Annotated in this window: 19 protein-coding genes and 1 pseudogene; 12 read left to right on the forward strand and 8 right to left on the reverse strand. The window is 39.9% G+C overall.

Annotation, left to right across the window (positions count from 1 at the left end; genetic code table 11):
• The first annotated feature begins 540 nt into the window (after nucleotides 1-540).
• From EAE92_RS09985 to EAE92_RS10005, 5 genes are all read left to right on the forward strand, one after another.
• Nucleotides 541-3,423 (forward strand): aldehyde dehydrogenase family protein, encoded by a 2,883-nt coding sequence (locus EAE92_RS09985; RefSeq protein WP_214067976.1) that lies wholly within the window; start codon nucleotides 541-543, stop codon nucleotides 3,421-3,423.
• Between the two features lie 216 nt (nucleotides 3,424-3,639).
• Complete coding sequence (rdgC, locus tag EAE92_RS09990; RefSeq protein ID WP_105399777.1) at nucleotides 3,640-4,551, forward strand: recombination-associated protein RdgC; 912 nt, start codon at nucleotides 3,640-3,642, stop codon at nucleotides 4,549-4,551.
• A 690-nt stretch (nucleotides 4,552-5,241) separates the two neighbouring features.
• Nucleotides 5,242-6,093 carry a class I SAM-dependent methyltransferase gene (locus EAE92_RS09995; RefSeq protein ID WP_036808718.1) on the forward strand — a complete coding sequence of 284 codons (852 nt, stop codon included), beginning with the start codon at nucleotides 5,242-5,244 and terminating at the stop codon, nucleotides 6,091-6,093.
• A gap of 134 nt (nucleotides 6,094-6,227) precedes the next feature.
• On the forward strand, nucleotides 6,228-7,301 hold the full coding sequence (locus EAE92_RS10000; protein ID WP_246545120.1) for a Fic family protein: 1,074 nt from the start codon (nucleotides 6,228-6,230) through the stop codon (nucleotides 7,299-7,301).
• Nucleotides 7,302-7,369: 68 nt separating this feature from the next.
• Nucleotides 7,370-7,801 carry a DUF29 domain-containing protein gene (locus tag EAE92_RS10005; RefSeq protein WP_036808713.1) on the forward strand — a complete coding sequence of 144 codons (432 nt, stop codon included), beginning with the start codon at nucleotides 7,370-7,372 and terminating at the stop codon, nucleotides 7,799-7,801.
• A 372-nt stretch (nucleotides 7,802-8,173) separates the two neighbouring features.
• On the opposite strand, the gene EAE92_RS10010 is transcribed toward EAE92_RS10005, so the two are convergent.
• From EAE92_RS10010 to EAE92_RS10030, 5 genes are all read right to left on the reverse strand, one after another.
• A complete protein-coding gene (locus EAE92_RS10010) occupies nucleotides 8,174-9,928 on the reverse strand; it encodes a GH39 family glycosyl hydrolase (protein WP_214067977.1) in 1,755 nt (584 codons plus the stop codon).
• 546 nt (nucleotides 9,929-10,474) lie between these two features.
• The gene (locus tag EAE92_RS10015) at nucleotides 10,475-12,223 is read right to left on the reverse strand and encodes a GH39 family glycosyl hydrolase (RefSeq protein WP_214067978.1); all 1,749 of its coding nucleotides are present in this window, start codon (nucleotides 12,221-12,223) and stop codon (nucleotides 10,475-10,477) included.
• A gap of 586 nt (nucleotides 12,224-12,809) precedes the next feature.
• Nucleotides 12,810-13,148, reverse strand: coding sequence for a helix-turn-helix domain-containing protein (locus tag EAE92_RS10020; protein WP_036808705.1), 339 nt, complete (start codon nucleotides 13,146-13,148; stop codon nucleotides 12,810-12,812).
• On the reverse strand, nucleotides 13,145-13,450 hold the full coding sequence (locus EAE92_RS10025) for a type II toxin-antitoxin system RelE/ParE family toxin (RefSeq protein ID WP_214068024.1): 306 nt from the start codon (nucleotides 13,448-13,450) through the stop codon (nucleotides 13,145-13,147). Before EAE92_RS10025 ends, EAE92_RS10020 begins: the two co-directional genes overlap by 4 nt.
• Before the next feature lie 70 nt (nucleotides 13,451-13,520).
• On the reverse strand, nucleotides 13,521-14,690 hold the full coding sequence (locus EAE92_RS10030; RefSeq protein ID WP_214068025.1) for an RNA-guided endonuclease InsQ/TnpB family protein: 1,170 nt from the start codon (nucleotides 14,688-14,690) through the stop codon (nucleotides 13,521-13,523).
• A gap of 190 nt (nucleotides 14,691-14,880) precedes the next feature.
• Between EAE92_RS10030 and EAE92_RS10035 the strand changes: the two are divergent.
• Both EAE92_RS10035 and EAE92_RS10045 read left to right on the forward strand, forming a co-directional pair.
• A pseudogene (locus EAE92_RS10035) lies at nucleotides 14,881-15,057 on the forward strand (hypothetical protein); the annotation flags it as partial.
• Between the two features lie 366 nt (nucleotides 15,058-15,423).
• On the forward strand, nucleotides 15,424-16,104 hold the full coding sequence (locus EAE92_RS10045) for an ImmA/IrrE family metallo-endopeptidase (RefSeq protein WP_246545122.1): 681 nt from the start codon (nucleotides 15,424-15,426) through the stop codon (nucleotides 16,102-16,104).
• Nucleotides 16,105-16,208: 104 nt separating this feature from the next.
• Here the strand turns inward: EAE92_RS10045 and exbD are convergent, their stop codons facing one another.
• Complete coding sequence (gene exbD / locus EAE92_RS10050; RefSeq protein WP_015835631.1) at nucleotides 16,209-16,634, reverse strand: TonB system transport protein ExbD; 426 nt, start codon at nucleotides 16,632-16,634, stop codon at nucleotides 16,209-16,211.
• 3 nt (nucleotides 16,635-16,637) lie between these two features.
• The gene (gene exbB / locus EAE92_RS10055) at nucleotides 16,638-17,597 is read right to left on the reverse strand and encodes a tonB-system energizer ExbB (protein WP_214068027.1); all 960 of its coding nucleotides are present in this window, start codon (nucleotides 17,595-17,597) and stop codon (nucleotides 16,638-16,640) included.
• A 357-nt stretch (nucleotides 17,598-17,954) separates the two neighbouring features.
• Here exbB and metC point away from each other — a divergent pair, with 357 nt between their 5' ends.
• The 5 genes from metC to dkgA all read left to right on the forward strand — a co-directional run bounded on the left by metC (nucleotide 17,955) and on the right by dkgA (nucleotide 22,382).
• Nucleotides 17,955-19,148, forward strand: a complete 1,194-nt coding sequence (gene metC / locus EAE92_RS10060) for a cystathionine beta-lyase (RefSeq protein WP_214067979.1) — start codon at nucleotides 17,955-17,957, stop codon at nucleotides 19,146-19,148.
• A gap of 143 nt (nucleotides 19,149-19,291) precedes the next feature.
• Entirely contained in the window at nucleotides 19,292-19,642 is a 351-nt protein-coding gene (locus EAE92_RS10065; RefSeq protein ID WP_214067980.1) for a type II toxin-antitoxin system PrlF family antitoxin, read from the forward strand.
• 5 nt (nucleotides 19,643-19,647) lie between these two features.
• Nucleotides 19,648-20,145: a type II toxin-antitoxin system YhaV family toxin gene (locus EAE92_RS10070; protein WP_214067981.1), complete on the forward strand. Its 498-nt coding sequence runs from the start codon at nucleotides 19,648-19,650 to the stop codon at nucleotides 20,143-20,145.
• A gap of 413 nt (nucleotides 20,146-20,558) precedes the next feature.
• Nucleotides 20,559-21,230 carry a DedA family protein gene (locus EAE92_RS10075; RefSeq protein ID WP_214067982.1) on the forward strand — a complete coding sequence of 224 codons (672 nt, stop codon included), beginning with the start codon at nucleotides 20,559-20,561 and terminating at the stop codon, nucleotides 21,228-21,230.
• Nucleotides 21,231-21,503: 273 nt separating this feature from the next.
• On the forward strand, nucleotides 21,504-22,382 hold the full coding sequence (dkgA, locus tag EAE92_RS10080) for a 2,5-didehydrogluconate reductase DkgA (protein ID WP_214067983.1): 879 nt from the start codon (nucleotides 21,504-21,506) through the stop codon (nucleotides 22,380-22,382).
• Nucleotides 22,383-22,480: 98 nt separating this feature from the next.
• On the opposite strand, the gene ftsP is transcribed toward dkgA, so the two are convergent.
• A complete protein-coding gene (ftsP, locus tag EAE92_RS10085) occupies nucleotides 22,481-23,902 on the reverse strand; it encodes a cell division protein FtsP (RefSeq protein WP_214067984.1) in 1,422 nt (473 codons plus the stop codon).
• Nucleotides 23,903-24,081: the final 179 nt, after the last annotated feature.

The following is a 24,081-nucleotide window of genomic DNA, read 5'->3' on the forward strand; positions in this document are numbered from 1 at the left end:
TTATAAATATTACTTATGTTATTGATATAAAAGAAAAATAATAAAATATATTTTTAACTTTATATTTCATAGATAAATTTGGCTATACTAAAAATTCCTACAAATGACTTTTCTACTCAACATGACGCATTTATCAATGTCTCCACCATCTCACTCCATTCAGCAATGAAGAGAAAATAAAAAAATTTATGTTAGCCACTTGACCCGAAACAATAATTACATTAATTTTATTTAACATTATAAACAGAATCATTAAACTTTATCATTTCAGCACTCCAGTAGAGCCGAAAGAACTTAGAATAAGTTTATAGTAATAGTTAATTAGCGAGAGCTAGCGTTAACTGTTCATTCATTTTAAAGAAGTTTTAAGGTTAATCGCTGATATCAAAACAAAAAATATAAAATAATCTAACATTTTAAAGCATTTTTTCTCATCAGGATTACTGAGGATTTCCTGACAAGTTGATAACACCTCTACCGTCTTTATTCATCACCATTAACCCTAAAATAATCAAAACATTATGATGGAGGTAACTGCAAATGAAATGGTATCTCAAGGAAGCCCTCGAAATTAATCAGGCTATCCCCTATAAGGAATCAATCAATATCGAAGCGGGTTTTGGACCAACAGGGCTGCCACACATAGGAACCCTGTGTGAAATCCTCCGTGCCAATCTCATCAAAACCGAATTGGAGAAAGCAGGCAGAACAGTTAATTTTTATCTCATTTCAGATGATTTGGACCCTTTCAGAAAAGTGCCTTTGAATATTCCAAATGCTGAAACATTAACGCCTTATCTAGGCCAACCGATAAGCAAGGTGCCGGACCCTTTCGGCAATTTCCCGTCATTCTCAGAAATGGCGGAATATCAACTCATGAAGCTCGCCGCAGAATATGAAATAGAGTGTCAGCTAATCAGAAACTCTTTAGCCTATCAAAATGGCGATTACAATGACGTAATTAAACTATTCCTGCAAAATTTCTCAGTGCTAAACCAAATATGCAAGGAATCGACGGGATCTTTAAGACAAAGAACCTACAGCATGATCATGCCCATTTCTGAAAGAACCGGGGCGGTACTTGAGCACATCATAGTCACAGGCGTGAACCCTGCGTCGGGAGAAATAACCTATTACATACCTGGTGATGAAGTCATTAATAAACCCGGTTATGAATATGGCGTAGAAATTCGGGAATTCTATAAAAATGAGATATTAGATCAAGAGCAAACTATTTCGGTACTGAACGGTAAATCTAAACTCCAGTGGAAAGCAGACTGGGGTATGCGCCTCCTTGCCAGAAACATTCATTTTGAAATGCATGGTGAAGATCTGCTGGCTTCTGCCGCTGTTGTTCGCCAGATCGCGGGAGCATTAAACAGGCCGATTCCACGTTTTTACAAATATGGGCTTTTCCTTGATGATTCAGGTAAAAAAATATCGAAGTCGAAAGGAAATAGTTTCTCTTTGGATGATATTCGCCATCTGCTTACACGAGACGCAATTCGCACTTACCTCTCAAAAGAGCCGCAGAGATCGTCTAAATTTTATGTCGCGCTGGCGCCACATCTTAATGATCAAGTTAATATTTCGCAAAAAGATAGAAAACGATTATCTTTTTCGAAGATAGCAAGAATATTACACGCTTCAAAACCGACGAGTAAACTCGCTGCTGAAAGTTTTCTAAATCGCTATAAAAAACCCGGAGAATCCATTTCAGATCAGGAATTAGAAATCAGTTATCATTATTATATCAGGACATGCAAACACAAAAACCAAGGATTACAAAACATTAAAGAAGAAAAGTATTTCTCAGCCATTGCCGACTTAATAAGTACAAGAGAAATATCCACCAAAGATCAACTTTTCCAGCGCATAATCAGTACATATGAAGACCATTTTTCAGATGATAAACCATCCCAAATATGGTCTTTGCTCTATCGAGGGTTATTTGGCGATACCAAAGGCCCACGAATTAAAACATGGTTAGATTTAAATTGCATGCAGCATATTTTAACCCATTTTAACAACCCATATAAAATTTCATATCAAAAAAATGAGGAAAATATCGTTAATAACGAAATTAACAGATCTCAAAAAGAGAGATTAATAAACAATAGCATCGAGGAGGACCAAATATATATGACTAAGCTATACAGTAAAATTAACTTCACCGAAATCAGGAAAAAATGTGATGAACTTTCCTCAGCTTTACAGAAGAATCGCGAGGCGCTAGTTGAAGCACTCTCTGGCTATCAATGTAAAAACGTCACCGAAGATGAAATTCTCCGTTCAATAGACGTCTTGAATAATATTGAGAACAACAGAGCGTATTTCAAAAAGAAAATTTATGGCGTCACATCATTCCTCCCACTTAATCAACCCATTTACGCTTCCGTATGTTTTGGTTTTATCCCTTCACTTATGGCGGAAAACGTATGCATACGCCCGCCGACAGCAATGCATACACATTACAGAAAATTTGAGGAGGTTATTAATTTATCCGAATTTTCTCCGACATTATCTATTTCTTATGAAGATAAAGAGTTATTTTTAAGTCAACGAGTAAAAATAACGGATGCGGTAATCTTTACGGGAACGCCAGAGAACGCACTCAAAGTCCGTAAACATTTTAGAAAAAACACCTTATTTATTCTTAATGGCGCCGGTCATAATCCACTTATTATCTCAAAAGATGCGGACATTAATCTGGCCGTTGAAAGTGCGAAGCGCGTCGTTCTTTACAATCAAGGGCAGGATTGCGCGGGTCCAAATGCTATATTAGTACACAATGATATATACGATTTATTCAAGCAACGATTAATCTCTGATTTGAAGAATATTGAAGATAGAGTTGGACCTTATAGTGACTATAAAAATATTGTCGGTCCCAATAGCGATATCGATCACAGTATAAAAATTGCTTCAGTATTTAAAGTAAATAGACCCTATTGCACCTATGGAGGAGAAGTTAATCCCATCAATGGCATGATAAAACCGACGGTTTTCGAGAAAGAATTATCATTAGGAGGTAATTATAAAGAATTTTTTGCCCCGGTTTTCTTCTTACAAAGATATTATCAAGATCAAGATTTAATCCATTATTTTTCTGATCCTTTGTATTCTGCTAATGCGATGTATATATCTCTGTTTGGCACCAGTGACTATATCCATCATCAACTCAGCGAACGCCTTCACCAACCAGATAGTATTCTGAGCAATACTGATTTACATCTGGAAGAACACGGTTATCTTCCCTATGGCGGTCAAGGGCCGGCGGCTTCATGCCTTTGGTATGAAGGAAATCGGATTAGCGGCAGTACATTGCCACAGCGTGATATATACCACTATTTAATTGAACCCTTTGATCCTCTTCCCACGCCAAAAGGTGAAAAACGTCGCTGCGTTCAAGCGGGAATTTAAACCACTCCGGTGAATCCTCTTATTTCAACGGATGACCTGACCGCGCCGTACTTTCCACAAGTAAGCACGGCGTGTCTTAGCGCTTAATACAATCACGATACCGTCAATCAAGATAATTGACACAAGATACTAGGGCTTATCCCTAGGATTCGCTATTATGCTACCTTATGTTGGTCACGCTCACCGATTTATTGAGCAAAAATATGGGGTAATTTTATGTTGTGGTTCAAAAATTTAATGATTTACCGTTTAAACCGGGAAATTTCACTTTCTGCGGATGAACTGGAAAAACAATTGAGTCCGTTAGCATTCACCCCATGTGGCAGTCAAGATATGGCGAAAACAGGTTGGGTACCGCCAATGGGTTCACACAGTGACGCCTTTACCCATGTCGCTAATAACCAAATTCTGATTTGCGCCCGCAAAGAAGAAAAGATGTTGCCTTCACCTGTTATCAAACAAGCACTACAGGCAAAAATTGAAAAACTGGAAGGAGAACAACATCGCAAACTTAAAAAAACAGAGAAAGACTCTCTGAAAGATGAAATATTGCATACCCTGCTACCACGGGCATTTAGCCGATTCAGCCAAACTTATATTTGGATCGATATCGCCAACAATCTGATCGTTGTTGACGCTGCCAGTGCTAAACGGGCCGAAGATAATTTGGCATTATTGAGAAAAAGCTTGGGTTCTTTACCCGTTGTTCCCCTGACATTTAAAGACCCAATAGAATTAACCCTGACAGAATGGGTACGTTCCGGTGATCTGCCAGCAGGTTTTGCTTTAATGGATGAAGCCGAATTAAAAGCTATTTTGGAAGAAGGCGGCGTGATCCGTTGTAAAAAACAAGATTTGGTTTCTGATGAAATCGCTACTCATATAGAAGCTGGCAAATGTGTCACCAAATTAGCGCTCGATTGGGAAGAGCGTATTCAATTTATGTTGTCAGATGATGGCGCTTTCAAGCGCATAAAATTCAGTGATACTCTGCGTGAACAAAATGATGACATTGATCGGGAAGATTTTGCCCAACGGTTTGATGCTGACTTTATTCTAATGACCGGCGAATTGAGTGCGCTGATTAAAAGCACCATTGAAGCGCTGGGTGGTGAAGCGGAAAAATAACCTCAATTTTTAATACTATTTGCCGCTTTGAACTATTTTTCAAAGCGGTATTTTATGCCTTCCTCAATTCAAGGCCAGATATTTTTTAAAAAGCCCCCCTTTTCACACTACCAGCAATATTTCTTTAATTTACTCTGAAAAAATCATTTTGAGAACAATCAATTCAAAATTGGAAAGTAAGCCATCGCATTAATCAACGAAATAAAGGAAGCACGTAACGTTATTTCAGCAAAAACCGCCATCCATCCTAGTACAATACGAAGCTACCGCAAAAGTTAACCTTTATCAGCTAAGATCTATGTTCCCATGCCAAGCGTATATCCTCCATAACTCCATATTGATTTATCCGTTTAACCACTCTTATCTCTATAAAAAATTAGAGTAAACAATATTATTAAATGTAACATGTAACTAAAGTTATATTATTAACCTATAATTTACCAAAAGTGGTTTTTTTAATTGTTATTAAAATATATACAACAATTTTAATTTTTTTATGGCAATATTGTTTTGACAATAAACAAACTTTAATATAAAAATAAATAATTACATGAAGTTACATTACTATTATATATCGAAATACAACTCTCATTTTAGTCAAAAACGTCTTAATTCTCCCTCATCTAACACAGGCAGGATATCTTGACGAAAAACTTGAGTTTATCCTCAATCTGACACAGGTAAAAACAGATGAATAAAAAATTTCATGAGGCAAATCGTTTGTCGTGGAATGCCGCTACTGTTGCCCATAATAGTCATAAAGGCGATCAAGCCGCTTTTTTCAGGCAAGGCGGCAACACACTCTATCCAGAGGAACTATCACTACTAGGTGATATAAAAGATCTAAATATCTTACACCTGCAATGTAATTCTGGTCAGGATACTTTAAGTCTGGTGAAATATGGCGCCAATGTAACTGGGGTTGATATTTCTGATGAAGCAATTAATTTCGCCCGTCAGCTATCCAGCGATAGTGGCATTCCGGCCCTATTCCACCGAGCTGATATTTTTGATTGGATGGAACAAGCCATTACAGAAAATTTGAAATTTGATCGGATTTTCTGTTCTTATGGTGTATTAGTTTGGATTTCTGACCTAAAAAACTGGGCCCGACTTATTTCACAATTATTAACACCAGAGGGAAAATTTGTATTGATTGAATTTCATCCGTTCTCCCTCTATTTTAATGCGCAATGGAAGCCTCATTATGACTATTTCAGGGAAGGCGCAGTCATTGATGAAGGCGGAGTTCACGATTATGTTGCTAAATCCGTCGAAACCCTCTATCCAGGTGAAGTGATAGAAGAAGGTGTTAAAGATTTCCAGAACCCTCACTATACTTATGAATTTTACTGGGGAATCAATGAAGTACTCAATGCTCTGATACAAGCAGGATTACGAATTGAACAGTTCAATGAATACCCTTACTCAAATGGATGGAGTGGATTTGAAGGCATGCGTAATATCGGTGGCGGAAAAATGGTACAGCCGGAAGGAATGCCTCGTATGCCATTAATGTATGGTGTGCTTGCAGGGAAATAATCAGACAACCCTCGTAACAATCGCCAGTCTGTTGCTCAGTATCACCTTACTGGCGATAATACCGACGCATTCCAAAACTAAATAACAGAATTAAAGCTATTTACCGTAATCCTACAAATCCAATTAGGTATTCAATGAATTCAGTTAAAAAAGGCTATCAACCGCCTTTCTCAATTACAGCTAAAATGATCCAGTTAGTTGCTGAAATCAGTGAGAATATCGGGCGGTTAAGCACAGAACAGGAGCAAATAAAAGCCCAGAGATTAAGACGTATCAATCGGATACGCACAATTCACGGCTCACTGGCAATTGAAGGTAATTTACTTGATGCAAGCCAAATCGCAGCCATTATTGAAGGAAAGCGAGTTATTGCACCTATCAGAGAAATACAAGAAGCGCGTAACGCTATCTTGGCTTATGAAAAGCTCAACCATTGGTATTTCACATCAGAGCAAAACTTACTGGAAGCCCATTATGTTCTGATGAAGGGGTTGCTAGATAATGCCGGCAGTTATCGACACAGCGGCGTCGGTGTAATGGATGGAGAAAAAGTCATTCATATGGCTCCACAAGCAAACCGGATTCCAAAGCTAATGGGTGACCTTTTTCACTGGTTAGGCTCTACTGATATTCATCCACTTATTGCCAGTTGCATTTTCCATTACGAATTTGAATTCATTCATCCATTTGCCGATGGAAACGGCAGAATAGGCCGGTTATGGCAAACATTGATTTTAAGCCACTGGAATCCATTATTTGAATTTATTCCCGTTGAAAGTCTGGTTCATGAACATCAAGCTCATTACTATCAAGCAATTAATCTCAGTAGCCAACTCGTTGATTGTGCACCGTTTATTGAGTTTATGCTGCACATGATCCGTGATGCAATTCTGACATCTACCCATCAGGCTACCCATCAGGCTACCCAACAAGTTAAACAACTAATTATGGTACTGGAAGGAGAAATGAACCGTGGGCAACTGCAATCAGCACTTGGATTAAAAGATCGTAATTCATTCCGACAGCGTTATTTGCAACCCGCACTGGCAGCAGAGTTAATTGAAATGAGCCATCCAGAAAAACCTAGCAGCCCATTACAACGCTATCGTTTGACAGAAAAAGGGGTAGATTTAAAAAATCACCACAATATAGTGAAAAGTAACCAATTCCTATCTTTCAATGATGTCCCTGTTTTGACGGCACCATAATTCTTTGACACACTGCATACAGAACGAATTTATTCATTTTGTACACATAATCCAAATCGGAGGCTTCCATGGGAACCCGTTATGAAACCGACGTGGTAGCTTGGGCTAATGAACAGGCAGCATTACTACGTAGCGGTAAGCTGAGTCAGATAGATATAGAAAACATTGCCGAGGAGATAGAAGACGTGGGTAAAAGTGAAAAACGCGAACTAGCAAGTCGGCTGGCCGTTCTACTGGCTCACCTTCTAAAGTGGCAATTTCAGCCAGGCCGTCGCGGCTCCAGTTGGCAAAGAACCATCAAAGAGCAACGAAAATCTCTATTGCGGCGTATTGATAAGACGCCAAGCCTTAAAGGATGTCTGGCAGATAAAGAGTGGTTAGACGACGCATGGTCCGATGCAGTTGCAAGCGCTGCTGATGAAACCGGGCTGGATGTTTTTCCTGAATCCTGCATTTGGGATATGGAGCTAATTTTATCTCAAGATTTTTATCCAGAATAATCTCTTACAAACCTATTGAATATACGAACTATTAACGCTGGGTAAAACCAGCGTTAATAATATATCTCACTTTTAACCAAATTTATTATATGGTTTAATTCAATAAAATTGTAATACATATAATAACACCTATCATTTTATTAACCAAATAAGCGCCATAAAAATATTATTTTTAAACACAATCTAATTACATAGAAAGATAACCACTATTAAGCCATTAATAACAAATACCTATTTATTCATAATTGACCTTATTACAATAAATTATTCACCATTATGAGACAGGATCTTATAAGAGCCTGTCTAAATTTACTCTCCAATTATTAACATAAAGATAAAATAATCTACCCTAATATCTTCACTACATATAAATTAATGATGAATTAGCTCTAACGAATACAGTGTTACCGTTGAAGGTTTCGCTCCTTTATCAACCAACGTTAATTTATTATTAGCTATAGACACATTAATCTGACTAGTCACCTCAGGTGGTGTTATTTGTTCCAGCGATCCGCCTTGTTGAATACGATACGCTTTGACTTTAAATTTCTTACAACCTATATGATCAATCACCACAGTAACTCCCTGGTCACTATGAGTATAATCACGAGTTTTAGGTCTTAAAAGAGAATCTAATGGAAGTTGTTGCACCGGCTCCTTTTGCACTACCGCATTATTAGATTGAATGGTTGTCGGATCAACACCACCAAACCATCTATTCTTACTACAGGTATCCGTTAATTGATCTAATGTTCGGCTAGTATCCAAATAGTATTGTTGATATAAATCCGCAGGAATGGGAGCTACACTACCATCAGAAAAACCCTTATCCACTTTATAATTTGCCGCCAGGATATTAATTTTATTACCCGATTTATTTTCAGCAGCCAAAACCGTTAAACCGGTTGAAAAATCCTTTTGACCACTTAATATATAAGGGGTTTTCAACATCTTGGCAAAAAGACCAAAAGATTGAGCTGAATAAGTACAGAAATTTCTGACATTTGGATTTTTAGGGTTAGGTTGATCATTAAACAAACCAAAAGATAAACCATCCCCACGATAATAATGAGCCAAGTCAACTTTGGTATATTGCATATAAATCAATGAAGAGGCGATATATGCCGCGTTTTTTGGACTCTGTACTTTGGTAAATGTATTTCTCGATCCAAAAGGAGTAGAGTTCCACTCAGTACAAATACTCTCCGTCTTGGTAAAACCATAAATATGCAAACTATTCTGAATGGTATTACCCATATCAATAATGTTTTGCGGGTCTCCAGTATCAACATATCCATGCCAAGAAAAGAAATCTAACGGTACATGGCTATCCCGACAATATCGGAAAAATCCATCGATATAATGTCCTCCTGCATGATTACTAAACGAAATACCTGCCCCTCCCACTTTAGCATCAGGATCAGCAGCCTTAATTGCTTTCACTACTTTTTCATATAATTGATAATACTTTTGTGGATCATCCGTATTCCAGAAAAATAGCAAATCAGGCTCATTCCAAATCTCCCAATAGCTTATTTTTCTCGGCAACCCAATACACGCATAGTTTACACCATAACGATTCACCAAAGCTTTAACTAATGCTGCATAAACATCAAAATCCTCTGGTATTTCATAACCGCCATCAAGTGAACGCCCAATACGAAAAAAGAGTTGTCGCTCAATATTATCTGGGTTCAGATCTGCTTGATTATTTAGAACATCACGCAGATAAGCATCCGTCATTTCATAATTGGCATCTTTTAATGCAAGATTCACATCATGATTTCTCATTCCGATAGCCGCATTAGGAAAAATACTTCTGACATTTGCAATATCAGCAACCAGCTTTTTAGCCGCAGGTTTCTTTTCCTCCGGCACATTGATAATCATTTGATCTTGATTGTTTTTCCTATCCACCTGGAAATAATTATCTATATCCCCAATACCAAAGCCATCATGGAGCCGAACATGGGTAATTCCCATCTGATTAAATTCATTATCTAAATCCGGGAAACCTGGAGCTATCGATTTAGGAAGACCGTTGACACCATTAACCGCTTTAAGACGTGAATTATACCCTGCTGATAAATCTCGATGATTTTTATTAAATGAAAAAATTTTAGTCATAACATCCTCTATATTAATTAAAAAATTGTATCCCTATAAACCCAAAATAATATCAAAGAATAAATACATTCCTCTGACAACTCAATAACAATAAATGAATGGAAGACCTAGATAATAATTAAATATCACCTTTAACTACATCTAAAATTACCATCTATTACTTTGAATTTATTGAATTAAACAAACAATTACATTAACACAATTATTTCCTATAGTGAAATTGACTCTGTGATTTATTTAACCACAAAAGTATTAAAGTGGAAAAATATATACCAATCAACCCAGACTGATATTAATAACAATAATAAAATAGCACGCAATAAAATCATATAGAGAATAAATTATATTTTAAAATATCGTAAAAAAGATCATTAACACATATTACAAGCATATTTTCAGCCATAAAAAATCACCTTAATTCCAAATAAAATACATATAATTCAATTAGCTGTTATCAAACAGGCTCTTTTCAGAGCCTGTCATATTAAAATCATTTAATCTTCATTGATTAAATAATTTATTCCAATATTTCCATTGCATATAAAATTAATCATTATTTAGCTCTAATGAATATAACGTTACTGTTGCAGGCTTCGCTCCCTTATCCACTAGCGTTAATTTATTATGAGCTATAGACACATTAATTTGGTTAGTCACTTCCGGTGGCGTCATTTGTGCCAGCGATCCACCTTCTTGAATACGGAATGCTTTGACTTTAAATTTTTTATAACCTATATGGTTAATTACCACGGTAACACCCTGGTCGCTATCAGTATAATCACGACTTTTAGTTCTCAACATATTATCACCTGGAAATGGCTTAACAGGTTCACGTTGCACAACCGCATTATCAACGTGAATAGTTGTCGGATCAATGCCGCCAAACCATTTATTCTTACTCCAGGTATCTGTTAATTGATTCAATGATCGGCTAGTATCAAGATAATATTGTTGATATAAATAATCAGGAGCCGCATTACCATCGGCAAGACTCTTATCAACTTTATAATTTGCGGCAAGGATATTTATTTTATTACCTTCGATATTCTCGGCTGCCAAAACAGTTAAACCCGTGGAGAAATCCCTATTACCACTTAAAATATAAGGTGTTTCGAACATTCTGGCAAATAGGTAAAAGGATTGAGATGAATAGGTACAGAAATTTTTAACACTTGGATTTTTAGGATTGGGCTGATTATTAAACAAACCAAAAGATGATCCATCTCCCCGATAATAATAAGCTTTGTCGACTTTTATATATTGCATATAAATAAACGTGGAAGTAATATATGCCGCATTTTTAATACCTTGTAATTTTGAATAGGTATTTCTTGTCCCAATAGGACAAGAAGTCCATTCAGTACAAAAACTTTCTGTATCGGTAAAACCATAAGTATGCAAACTTTTTTGCACCACATTCCCCACATCAATAATATTTTGCGGATCTCCGGTTTCAACATATCCATGCCAGGAATAAAAATCCAACGGCACATGATTATCTCTACAATATTTCAAAAATCCATCAAGATAATCTTCTTTTCCTCTATCAGCAAACGCAATACCCGCCCCACCGACTTTAACCGAAGGATCGACAGCTTTAATTATTCTTGCAATTTTAGCATATAATGAATAATATTTTTCAGGATCGTTATTATTCCAAAAGAAATATAAATCAGGTTCATTCCAAATCTGCCAGTAGGTTATTTTTCTTGGCAAACCGATTCGGGCGTAGTTTAAAGCGTAGCGATTCACCAACGTGCTGACCAATATGGCATAAATATCAAAATCCTCTGGTATTTCATAACCACCATCACCGCTACGTCCAATACGAAACATGATTTGTCGCTGAATATTATTTGGGTTTAGATCAGCTTTATTATTCATAATGTCGCGCAGATAAGCGTCAGTCATTTTATAATTAGCCTCTTTTAATGCAAGACTAATATCATTATTTCTCATCCCGGCAGCCGCATTGGGAAAAATACTTCTGATATTTGCAATATCAGTGAGCAATTTCTTAGCCGCAGATTTATTTTCTTCTGGCACGTTAATAATTATTTGATTTCGATCATTGACTCTATCCACCTGATAATAATTATCCATATCGCCAATACCAAAACCATCATGCAACCGGATATGGGTAATTCCCATCTGATTGAATTGATCATCTAAATCAGGAAAACCCGGCAACAAAGATTTAGGAACACCATTAACACCATTAACCTCTTTAAGACATGAATGATGACCCGCTGATAAATCCCGGTGATTTTTATTGAATGAAAAAATTTTAGTCATAATAAACTTCTATCCTCTATATTCATTAATAAATGACATTTATATAAATAAGAATAATACCAGAGAATAAATATATTTCTCTGACAACTCAACAACAATAAATGAATAGAATAGTTAGAGAATAGTTAAATATTATTTTTAACTATATCTTAAAATTACCTTCTGTTAATTTTAATTCATTACAGCAATCAACAATCACATAGATATAATTACTTCCGCCAATAATCCAACCTGTGATTTATTTAACAAAATAAGCACCAAATAACCTATACTTCAATAAGAAGTTGATATTAATAACAACAGTAAAAAACACCCAATAAAATCATATAGTGAGTTATATTAAATAATATCGCATAAAATCATTAATATATAATCAGGAGAATTCGACTAAATAATCTCAGAAAGTCTCTTTTTCAATAACGATTATAAATAACGTTAATAAAGATCATAAAGTATTTTTCGCCAAAGAAATATTCAACAATATTGAGCCAAAAGGTTGAATCATTTTAAAATACCAAATACCAAGAGGCACCCATTCTAAATGCCTCTTATGTTGAATTACCCTAATGACTTCAATGTGTGGGTCTTAACCCACCGTAATTTGAACAGGCTTCCCTATACGGGTTAACATATTAACCAATGCGTCAATAGTGAATTTATTTACCTTTTTATTCACAACATCAGATACTCTTGGACGAGAAATGTTTAACACAGTTGCTGCTTCTGCTTGTTTCATTTTTTTATCCACAATCCATAAAGTAATTTCCTCCATTAACTGTTCTTTAATTTTTAGTATCTTTTCTATTTCTCGTAAAGAGGTTGCATGAAGTTGCTGAGCCTCTTGTTCAGTAAAACCTAACTCAGAAAATATATTATGTCCGGTTGGAGTTACCTTACGAATTTCAGTGTCAATTTTAGTGGTCATTTGATATTTCTCCGCTGCTGAATAACTGCGTTGTATCGTACTTTAGCAATATCCTTATCATGTTTATTCGTTTGTTGAGTTTTTTTCTGAAAACTATGCAATACATAAATAGCTTCATCGAATTTAGCAATATAAATACCTGTACTGCCTCTTAGCCATATTTCTTTTACGCCAGAACCGATGTCAGAAAAGGGTTTCCAATCTTCAGGATCTACTCCATGCTGTATTCTATGAAGCTGATAGCCTGCGTCTTTACGTGCATCTGTAGGGAAAGCTAACAAATCTTCATAAGAAGAGCCAATCCAGGCAATTTCTTTCTCTATACCGCTCGTGACTGCTCCCCGCCGTAAAAACGGCGAGGCTTCCCACTTCTCAGGCCGCCACCGTCTTTATGACGGATTTACGCTGGCCTCCGCGGGCAGAGACGACGAGTCCCGCCGCCTGTAATTCTGTTATGCCCTTGCGCTCGATGTTGAGCGCCGCATTGATATCGCGGTCATGTTCGACTCGACAGAAAGGGCATTGCCAAAGCCGCTTACGCAGCGGCATTTCCAGCATTTTGTGACCGCAGCAATGGCAGGTTTTCGAACTGGCGAACCACTGATCCAGTTTGACCAGATGGACGCCTGCCGCTGCGGCTTTGTATTCCAGTTTCTTGATGAAGCCATGCCAGCCCGCATCCCCGATAGCGCGGGCAAGGTGGTGATTCTTCATCATGTTGGCCGATTTCAGCGTCTCAACAATGATCGCTTGGTTTTCGTCAACCCTTGTTCGGGAGAGTTTGCGTTGAAAATCGGCGCGAGCATTCGCTACCCGCTCGTGTACGGCGGCAAGCCTCTGTCGTGCTTTACGGCGGTTGGCGCTGCCTTTTTGTTTCCGGGAGAGGGCCTTCTGTTTACGCCTCAGATTACGGCCGGCATTGATAAGATGACGGGAATTGGCCATCTTATCTCCGCTGGATTTGATAGCGTAGTGAGATAATCCCATATCCAAACCTGTCATCTGGGTTATCAAAGAGGGCTTCTCGGGCGCGGCCATGCCATCATCACAGAGTATCGAGGCGTAGTATTTGCCGGTGGCTGAACGACTCAGGGTCATGCTTTTCACCTCTCCGGTCATTTCACGGTGCAGACGGGCTTCTATCGGCGATAACTTGGGTATTTTTATTGCCCCGTCCAGCACCTTCACCCCGACACAATGATAGCTGGACTGCCTGCCATGCTTGCGTTTGAACGCCGGGAAGCGCGCTTCCAGCTTCGGATTAAAAAAGTTGGAAAACGCCATATCGAGGTTAATCACCGCCTGCTGCAAGGCGATGGCGTCATACGCTTTGAGCCAGGCATACCGGCGGGATTTTTTCGCCACTGACAGTAAGGGCTTGAGGTCTTTACGAGGGCTGAGGTTCACCCCGTGGCGTTGATAAGCGTGCTTCTTGATGTGGAGCGCCTTGTTGTACGCGAAACGAACCGCACCGAACTGAGCATTGAGATAATCAGCCTGTTCGGGTGTCGGGTAAATGCGGACTTTGGTGGCTCTTAACATCATCAGCGCTCATCGGGATAGTTGATGTATTTTAACCGCTTTTTTTGGCCGTGTCCCCCGGGCTGCCAATGAGCGTGAGGGTTAATAACCTGAAAGCCCTACGGGCTTTTCGCCTTATATCACCGCCCGCATTGGGCGAGGGTTTACGGCGGATTTTACTAAAATTCAATGAGATGCTCCTCATGTTAACTGTAATGGAGGAGCCATTTCTCTGGGCCGCCCACCAGGGGCATCTGGAGGGAGAATTTTGGCAAATGCGGTCTATCAACTACATCGGCAACAAGGAAAATTGGCTTTAGGCAGAACCGCCGCCTGTAATGCTGATGCGCCCTTGCGCTCAATGTTGCTCGCCGCATTGATATCATAGATATTTATCGATTACCTATTTTCCCCAATAAAATCACTTTACTCTCTTTAATTCACTCTTTGGAGGCCAATTTTTTCCAGTTAGAAGTGGAAATTAAATGGGATTAGATGGCAATTAACTAAAAGAAATAAACATAAATGGTAATAAACAACCATATGATTTGTTCGATTTGAAGTACATCAAAAAACAATTTAGATGATGTTAGATTGACAAAATTGGAAAATTGCACCAACATCAAGATTGACAAACTTGAATTTTTGCACCTTTAGAGAAAACAGCAAATGCCAAACATCCGCTACCCTTGGGAATTTCATCCGCAGTTAAGTGAAGAACGTTTAAGTATCATTGCAAAAGAATTAACTCAATGTGCTTGATCATACCTATGAGCAGCTTTCTACACCATTAGATGATAATTATACCCGAGGTACCTGTACATTTGGCCGACAAAGGCAATGTCTTATCCAGCTCTGCATGAAAGGTACTTATGATTGGCTGAAACTAACTAATCCTGGTATGGATACGACCATCGAAATAGAAACAATCCCGCTTCGTTTTTTTACTGATGACCCAGAAAATCCCAAAAAATCAGGCTTCTTTCGCCGTAATAGTGTAGATTTACCACGAAGTGCAATGGCTAAATATTTCCCTGCCCCGATAGGCGGGAGAATCAATTGGCGAGGTCTAAGCGAGTTCAAGTTAACCTGGAAAGTAAGTAAAGCCGCAATTATTTATCGGGCGCATCAGCTTTCCCTTTTAAGCGATACGCAATACAAAACGGCTTTTTTAGGGCTTAAACGTAAGGGAGAAGCTATTGAGGAAAAAGAGGATTATCTTATTCCCCATGAAAAACCTGAATTATTTCATCGAGCAATAAAAGTGCTTATTAATGATGTTTGTATTGATATTGAAGCATTAGCAAAGCGTCTGAAAATTACAGTGCCAATGCTGCTTGAATTGGCTAACGATAATTCACTTTATGAGCTTAATAATCAGACAAATTCTGCAAACGTCATCTCGATGTTTTCATTTCGATCCAGAATAGCATGATCACTTTCCACTCTGATCAAATGCTTCATTACACAAACCAATTATCACCTTAAATCTTAACCGCGCTCTCCAGCGCGGTTATTTAGTGGAGGAATCCGTGGCAGTTAACCCGATGAAACCGCTTCCATTCCCACCAATCCCACTTTCAAATAGCCCGATTTACGCAAAGAGTCCATCACACTCATCAGTGTTTCATAATCCACGGTTTTATCAGCCTGAAAGAAGATGGTTGTCTCTTTATTAGATTGGGTGGTCTGATCCAATACCGCTGCCAAAGTGTCATGATCGACCTGTTGATCACCGACATAAAGCTGGCGATCAGCCTTAACCGTCAAGAATACCGGTTTTTCTGGACGTGGCTGCGGTTTTGCCGACGAAGCAGGTAGATCCACTTTAATATCAACGGTTGCCAGTGGCGCTGCTACCATGAAGATAATCAATAACACCAACATCACGTCAATAAATGGTGTGACGTTGATTTCGTGCAATTCGCCGCTATCGTCCAAATCTTCATTAAGACGTATTGCCATAAATCACCTTGTCTTGCTATTTGCTAAATCCAGATCACGGCCAAGCAGTAATAACGACTGTGCCGCCATATCGCCAACCTGACCACGGTAAGCAGTGATCATTCGGGCGAAGATGTTATAAATCACAACGGCAGGAATCGCCGCCACCAGACCAAGCGCTGTCGCTAATAAAGCTTCCGCAATACCCGGCGCCACAACCGCGAGGTTAGTTGTCTGTGAGTGAGCAATACCGATAAAGCTATTCATGATGCCCCATACCGTACCAAACAGACCAACGAAAGGAGAAATCGCGCCAATGGTTGCCAGATAACCATTGCCACGCCCCATATGACGGCTGATCGCCGCAACCGAACGCTCCATACGGAAAGCAGCACGCTCTTTTGTGCTATTCAGATCAGTACTCTCGGAAGATAACTGACGTTCTGCCCGTGCTTCACCCAGTAACAAGCGGCTGATACTGAGTTTGTTGAAACCTTCGGCAATTTCCGCCGCCTGATCAAGACTCTTCACGTCCGCCAAAGCCAGTCGCTCTTTACGTAAACGACGACCAGCCGCCAACAGTTCTGTGCCTTTTGAGAAAAATAAGGCCCAGGTAATCACAGAAGCGATCACCAGACCAATCATCACGGTCTTAACAACAACGTCGGCATTCTGATACATGCCCCAAATAGACAGATCAGTCGCAAAACCGCTGGAAAGGCTGGCTTCATCAGCAGGAACGTTAGGCGCAACCTCATCCGTCGCAACCGGCGTCACTTGGGCGGCCTCCGTCGCAGATGCCGTTTGCGGTGCAATCTGATTCGCAGGTGGGGCGGTTGTGCTCGTCGTTGCCGGGGTAGAACCTGCAATTTGGGCGGTTTTTGCCGTAGTATTGTTATCTGTTGCCGATGCTGGTGCTGTATCAGCCAATGCTGAACCTGTCAGCCCGAACGCTAATATTATTGAAGCAGTCAAATTTCGCATCAGTTGGCCTTTACTCCCTTTGCTATAAACCTTGTTATTTAGCCGTGAATTACTGTTCGTCATCTCACTAACCTTATTTATACCGAGTCTTCACTCATCTTCACCAGATTGAATGAAAATGCAGGCTGATAATATCAAACCTTAAGTGATTTGATAGTAATTATCATTATTGTTTAATAAAAAAGTATTACCCCTTCACAAAATAAAGCTAAGGAGCCTCCAATCACAGGTAATCAGAATGAATTTTCGTCAAGTTGTTCTAATCCCTTTGTACAAAAAGGTCTAAATCTTTTAACGTGTTAACTCTATTTTTTTACACCATTTCAAAAATTGAAGTGTTCAAGGTAGCAATGGATCATGGCAGAAAAAAAACTAGAAACTTCACTGGTCAATGCAGGTAGAAGCAAAAAATTTACTCAAGGCGCAGTCAATCCAATCATTCAGCGAACATCATCGGTGATCTTCGATTCTGTCGCCGCCAAAAGACAGGCGACGCAAAACCGGGCCAAAGGTGAACTATTTTATGGCCGCCGTGGTACACAGACTCATTTCTCTTTTCAAGCAGCAATGGCTGAACTGGAAGGCGGCGCAGGCTGTATGCTTTACCCTTCTGGCGCTGCCGCGGTTAGTAATGCCATTCTCGCTTTTGCCGCCGCCGGCGATCATATTCTATTAACCGGTTCGGCTTATGACCCGACGCAAGGCTTCTGCGACAAGATATTGTCACGGATGAATATTACCACCGATTATTTCGATCCTATGATTGGCGAGGAGATCGCGGATCTGATTAAGCCCAATACCAAAGTGGTGTTTCTTGAGTCCCCTGGCTCCATCACGATGGAAGTACAGGATATTCCCGCTATTGTCCGCGCAGTACGGCGCGTCAATCCAGATATTGTCATCATGATCGATAATACCTGGTCGGCAGGCGTGCTGTTTAAAGCACTAGAATTCGGCATCGATATTTCGATTCAATCCGGCACCAAATATATTATTGGTCACTCAGACGCAATGTTAGGTATCGCTGTGGCTAATGAACGTTGTTGGGCGCAACTGCGAGAAAACTCCTATTTGATGGGGCAGATAGCCGATGCCGATACGGTCTATATGGCCAGTCGTGGATTACGGACTTTAGCCATTCGCCTGAAACAGCATGAAAAAAGCAGTATTGAAATCGCACGCTGGCTGCGACAACGAACCGAGGTCGCCGCAGTCTATCATCCGGCTCTGCCCTCCTGCCCCGGCCACAAGAATTTCATCCGTGATTTCAGCGGCAGTAATGGCCTGTTCTCTTTTCAGTTGAAAGAGAAATTAACCCCGCAGCAATTTACCGATTATCTGGATAATTTTCACCATTTTAAAATGGCATTCTCATGGGGCGGTTTTGAATCCCTGATCTTGGGTTATCAACCAGAAGAGATAAAAATGATGCGCCAATACGGTGCGCCACAAAGAACGGGCACCCTGTTCCGCCTGCATGTCGGGCTGGAGAATGTTCAAGATTTGATTGATGACCTCGCAGAGGGATTTAGTCGAATTTCGGTTGATTAATTTTATTGTTATTCAATGTAATAAACTGAAAAACTTAACGCTTGGAAATCAGCATGAAACAATAATATAGATATTGCCAGTACAATGCATTTGCATTACACTTCGTTAAACAGATTCTCAAATCAGCATAACGAGGTAGAAATATGCACGCATTACCAAGTGTTGAGTTCGAGGTTGGTGCAGAATCCAAACTTACCCGTCGCAGCCAGACAACCATCCCAACATCTGTTCGTAAAGCGCTTAAGCTAAAACCAGGTCATGACAGTATCGCATATAAGATTTTATCTTCCGGTGATGTACTTATCAGCCGTAAAAATAGTGAAGAAGAAAAAGATCTTGTCATGGAATCATTTCTGGACTTTCTGGCAAAAGACATTCGGAGACATCCGGAACAAGTACAACAATTAGATGAACAACTCATTAACCAGGCGAAGTCACTTATCGCTGGAATAGACATAGATCTAAGCAACCCATTATCTGCTGACGATGAGTAAAGACTATGTATGATCGAGTATGTGTAATAAACGGATGGGCTCTTTTTGCTCATCCGTGCTTTGTAGAACAATTAAAACAATCAATAGATAAGGTAGAACAACTTCAACAAAAATATCCAAATGACTACTTGAAAAAAAATGATACAAAACGCTTGGCTGCAATCATAAAACTCGTTACTGAAATTATTCCCAATGACCCAACTAATATAGCCTTTCGTTTAGGTGACACATTGGGTGGAAAAAGAAAACACTGGTTCAGAGCAAAATTTTTCCAACAATATCGCCTTTTTTTCCGTTTCCACGCCGAAAGTAAAATTATTATCTTTGGCTGGGTAAATGACGAGAGAACAAAAAGAGCATATGGTGATAAGCATGACGCTTACAAAGTATTTGGTGAAATGCTTAACGTTGGACATCCACCGGACGATTGGAATTCTCTTTTAAAAGAGTCTATTGATTCACCACATTTAACTAAACTTATTAATGATGAGGATAATTCGTGAGCGTACCAAAAATCCAACAAAGCGGATCAGAATTAATCTAGATGAAATTTAACATCGATTTTGATGAGCGAGCCTTAAAATGTACTTTGAAAAGGTTGCGATGAATCGCTCCTTTTCTATTTTTTTAACTTTTATTTGATGGTTATGTGCCCCAATTGATTCATTAGTATCAGCCATTAATTTTCCCTTATAAGGGATAAAGCCAAGCCATGCCAAAGCTTTTACTGTAAACTGACTTTATATATACAGATGAAATAAATTTATTTTATATACCCTATGGATTTCAAGATGCATCGCGACGGCAAGGGAGCGAATCCCTGGGAGCATAGATAACTATGTGACCAGGGTGAGTGAGTGCTGCCAACAAAGAGGCAACTTGAAAGATAACGGGTATAACAGTTACAGGATAAGCAATGGAAGTACTAAACGAAATCATGCAGGCATTATGGCAGCATGACTTTTCTAAACTTGCCAACCCCGATGTTGTCTGGATTATCTATGGCATTCTATTTGTGACACTGGTTCTGGAAAATGGCTTATTACCTGCCGCCTTTCTACCCGGTGATACTCTGTTAATCCTTTCTGGCGCATTAATTGCCAAGGGAGTCATGAGTTTTATCCCAACCGTTTTTATATTAACAACAGCGGCAAGTATCGGCTGCTGGCTTGGCTATCTTCAAGGGCTATGGCTTGGTGATACCAAACGAGTTAAGAATTGGCTGGCACAACTTCCTATTCAGTATCGCCAACGAGCTAACGAGTTGTTTTTCAAACATGGTCTGGCCGCTTTACTGATCGGCCGTTTTTTGGCTTTTGTCCGCACTCTGTTACCAACATTGGCTGGTATATCCGGCCTTAACAGTAAACGCTTTCAAGTTTTTAACTGGTTAAGTGGCTTATTATGGGTTGTCATCGTGGTCGGTTTTGGTTATCTCCTCAATCAGATACCGTTTATTAAGAATCACCAAGATCTGGTGATGAACATTTTGATAATTTTACCCATAGTGCTGTTGTTAAGTGGTTTAAGCGCCTCCTTGCTGATGTATTGGCGCCACAAGAAAATTTCGGCGGCAAAACGTAAATAAAAGTCATCATGGTTTACAAGCAGCAGCAAGGTTTTTATCCTTAACTTAATGTACCAATATTATATGGACTCAAGCTCAGCCACTAAGTGATATTCTTGGTATCGATGCATCACCAAATCGGTCAATCTATGCACTTGACCATGTGTTGATCACAATCATGGCCTGGATCACGCCAATTGTATTACTTTCTTCAATTACTCTTAATATCAACTTAATATCAATCGCCATGATTTTAGCTGATATTTTAAGTCTATCTTTTTATAGGAGTTAGTAATGGATAATCAACCTATTATCAGACTTGCTGATGGGAATCACATGCCACAATTGGGTCTTGGATCATGGGCCGCAGATGACCAACAGATAGCAGAAACAATCCATGCAGCACTAGATATCGGTTATCGGGCAATTGATACCGCCGCTATCTACAACAATGAGAAAGGTGTAGGCAACGCGTTACAAGAAACAGATATCCCCCGTGAGGATATCTTTATCACCACCAAATTGTGGAATGATAGGCACAATGATGTCCGCGCCGCTCTGTCAGAAAGTTTGGAAAAGTTGCAACTGGATTATGTTGACCTTTACCTCATTCACTGGCCGGCACCACCGCAAAATCAATATGTTAACGCCTGGCAACAATTGATTGAATTGCAGAAAGAGGGGCTTATTCGTAGTATCGGCGTTTCTAATTTCCAACCTGAACATATCCAGCGACTAATCAATGAAACCGGCGTTCATCCCGTCATTAATCAGATTGAGTTGCACCCGCTGTTACAACAACGTCAGCTTCATGCCTGGAATGCGACACATAATATCGTTACCGAATCCTGGAGTCCGCTAGCACAAGGAGGAGAAGACGTATTCGATAATCCACTGGTTCAACATTTGGCACAGAAGTATGGCAAAACACCCGCGCAGGTTGTTATCCGCTGGCACATTGATAACGGTATGATTGTGATCCCAAAATCAACCACGTTATCAAGAATTAAAGAGAACTTTGATGTGTTCGACTTCAAACTAGAAAAAGAAGATCTGACCGCGATGACTACGCTAGATATCGGTAAACGTCTGGGGCCAACCCCTGAAACATTCGTTGATTTCAGTGAATTCCTTGAGCTTCTTGAGCAAAGGAATGCTAATGATAAGTGCTGAAAAACAGCGGATAAAATTGATAAGGTGATAGTGGGCAAAACAGAATTAAAACGTGCGCGGCATCAACGCCGCGCCCCGATTTTGCTGAGCTATTTTCATTATTGATTGACCGGTATAGTCACTAATTGCCCAACAGAGCCGCGATCAGCCATTTCCAGAATCTGGCTGTAATAGAGGAATGGGAAGTGTTCATAAGAGGGCTGGTTCATATAAACCAGTAATTCCACCCGCCCATCAACCCAAACGGTATCCTTCCAACCATAATCTTGCGGTTGAGGTGTCCCACCATTGTGGTTAATCACCTTAAACTGCACACCTTCAATATGGAACGGTTGTGGAACAGAGGCATTTACGATCCAACGCTCCCACGTTCCTTGTTGGCTAGTAATATCTACCCGATTCATATCCCATAACGCACCGTTAATTCCCGGCATATTACCATCAAGGTAAATTTCCCGGTTACGGATTGCATTGGAAACCGGCGTCACATCATCAACCAGACGAGATGGGAGATCATCTGTCACCAAAGATAATAAACCTGTTGCCTTAATGGTCAGAACGGTGCTGGAAACCAACACAGTGGAAGGTTCAAACAGCCCACGTAACTTATCAAGTATCCCGGCTGATTCACCGGCGGTAACAACAACTTCTTCCTCTTTGGACATATCAATCAATACTTCACGCCGTTCTCCCGGCGCAAGGGAGAGTTGCTGAACGGCTATCGGCGCAGGCAACAGCCCCAAATCAGTGCCTATCATATAGAAAGGACGACCATCGCTGATCTGTAGCTGATATCGGCGGGCATTGGATGCATTTAGTAACCGTAAACGAATCCAGCCACGAGATACTTCAATGAAAGGATTTTGTACGCCATTCACTAACAGAGTATTACCAATAAATCCGCTATCAGAGGCCGGCTGATATTCAGGAACCCCAAAGTTATCCAACCGTTTATCCTGAAGAATAATCGGGAAATCATTAACGCCATAATGTTTTGGCAACGGCAAATGGCGGCTGGTTTCATCTTCCACCAACCACATGCCAGCTAAACCCTTATAAACATGCGGCGCCATCCGATTAGGTGTATTGGCATGATACCAGCAAGTTGCCGCCTGCTGACGAATAGGCAACACTGGCGACCAATCAGACCCCGGAGAAATCTGACGGGCAACCCCACCAATCAATGTACCCGGTAATTGTAATCCGCTGACAGTCATCGAAACCGGCTCCGATAGCCGATTGCTGTATATCAGTTTGACATCATCGTTTTTATGAACCCGTACAGTCGGACCAAGATATTGGCCATTAATCCCCCACACACTGGTTTTATATTGTCCATCAAAAGCCCAATGCGCTTTTTGTAAAGTTAGAAATAACGGTTGCCCACTACGGGATTCCAATAAAGGGGGAACCGGCAAAGCAGTCTGATGATTTTTGCTGGCCCGAACCCATAAAGGAGCGGCGCCGATACACATCGCCAAGCCTGATACCTGAATAAATTGGCGCCGACTAAATGACATATTTTCTCCGCGATAAACCTAATTAAATTCCGGGTTTATATGGCTCAAAAATAGTTGAGACACTGCAATCATTCACCCCGGCAGCGAATAACTCATTATTGAAGTTATTGAAGCTTATTATCCTTTTGATTGCGCTTAACAAAAACATTATTTATCAAGCGCTCATCATAACGCGAATA

Origin of the sequence: Photorhabdus hainanensis (assembly GCF_018448965.1) — a bacterium.
Classification (GTDB): Bacteria; Pseudomonadota; Gammaproteobacteria; order Enterobacterales; family Enterobacteriaceae; genus Photorhabdus; species Photorhabdus akhurstii.

Coding starts and splice junctions, on each gene's coding strand:
- EAE92_RS10010 (WP_214067977.1), bottom strand. CDS start 9,928: ATGACTAAAATTTTTTCATTTAATAAAAATCATCGAGATTTATCAGCA.
- rdgC (WP_105399777.1), top strand. CDS start 3,640: ATGTTGTGGTTCAAAAATTTAATGATTTACCGTTTAAACCGGGAAATT.
- EAE92_RS10020 (WP_036808705.1), bottom strand. CDS start 13,148: ATGACCACTAAAATTGACACTGAAATTCGTAAGGTAACTCCAACCGGA.
- dkgA (WP_214067983.1), top strand. CDS start 21,504: ATGGATAATCAACCTATTATCAGACTTGCTGATGGGAATCACATGCCA.
- EAE92_RS10005 (WP_036808713.1), top strand. CDS start 7,370: ATGGGAACCCGTTATGAAACCGACGTGGTAGCTTGGGCTAATGAACAG.
- EAE92_RS10015 (WP_214067978.1), bottom strand. CDS start 12,223: ATGACTAAAATTTTTTCATTCAATAAAAATCACCGGGATTTATCAGCG.
- metC (WP_214067979.1), top strand. CDS start 17,955: ATGGCAGAAAAAAAACTAGAAACTTCACTGGTCAATGCAGGTAGAAGC.
- exbD (WP_015835631.1), bottom strand. CDS start 16,634: ATGGCAATACGTCTTAATGAAGATTTGGACGATAGCGGCGAATTGCAC.
- EAE92_RS10000 (WP_246545120.1), top strand. CDS start 6,228: ATGAATTCAGTTAAAAAAGGCTATCAACCGCCTTTCTCAATTACAGCT.
- EAE92_RS10070 (WP_214067981.1), top strand. CDS start 19,648: ATGTATGATCGAGTATGTGTAATAAACGGATGGGCTCTTTTTGCTCAT.
- EAE92_RS09985 (WP_214067976.1), top strand. CDS start 541: ATGAAATGGTATCTCAAGGAAGCCCTCGAAATTAATCAGGCTATCCCC.
- exbB (WP_214068027.1), bottom strand. CDS start 17,597: ATGCGAAATTTGACTGCTTCAATAATATTAGCGTTCGGGCTGACAGGT.
- ftsP (WP_214067984.1), bottom strand. CDS start 23,902: ATGTCATTTAGTCGGCGCCAATTTATTCAGGTATCAGGCTTGGCGATG.
- EAE92_RS10075 (WP_214067982.1), top strand. CDS start 20,559: ATGGAAGTACTAAACGAAATCATGCAGGCATTATGGCAGCATGACTTT.
- EAE92_RS10030 (WP_214068025.1), bottom strand. CDS start 14,690: ATGTTAAGAGCCACCAAAGTCCGCATTTACCCGACACCCGAACAGGCT.
- EAE92_RS10065 (WP_214067980.1), top strand. CDS start 19,292: ATGCACGCATTACCAAGTGTTGAGTTCGAGGTTGGTGCAGAATCCAAA.
- EAE92_RS09995 (WP_036808718.1), top strand. CDS start 5,242: ATGAATAAAAAATTTCATGAGGCAAATCGTTTGTCGTGGAATGCCGCT.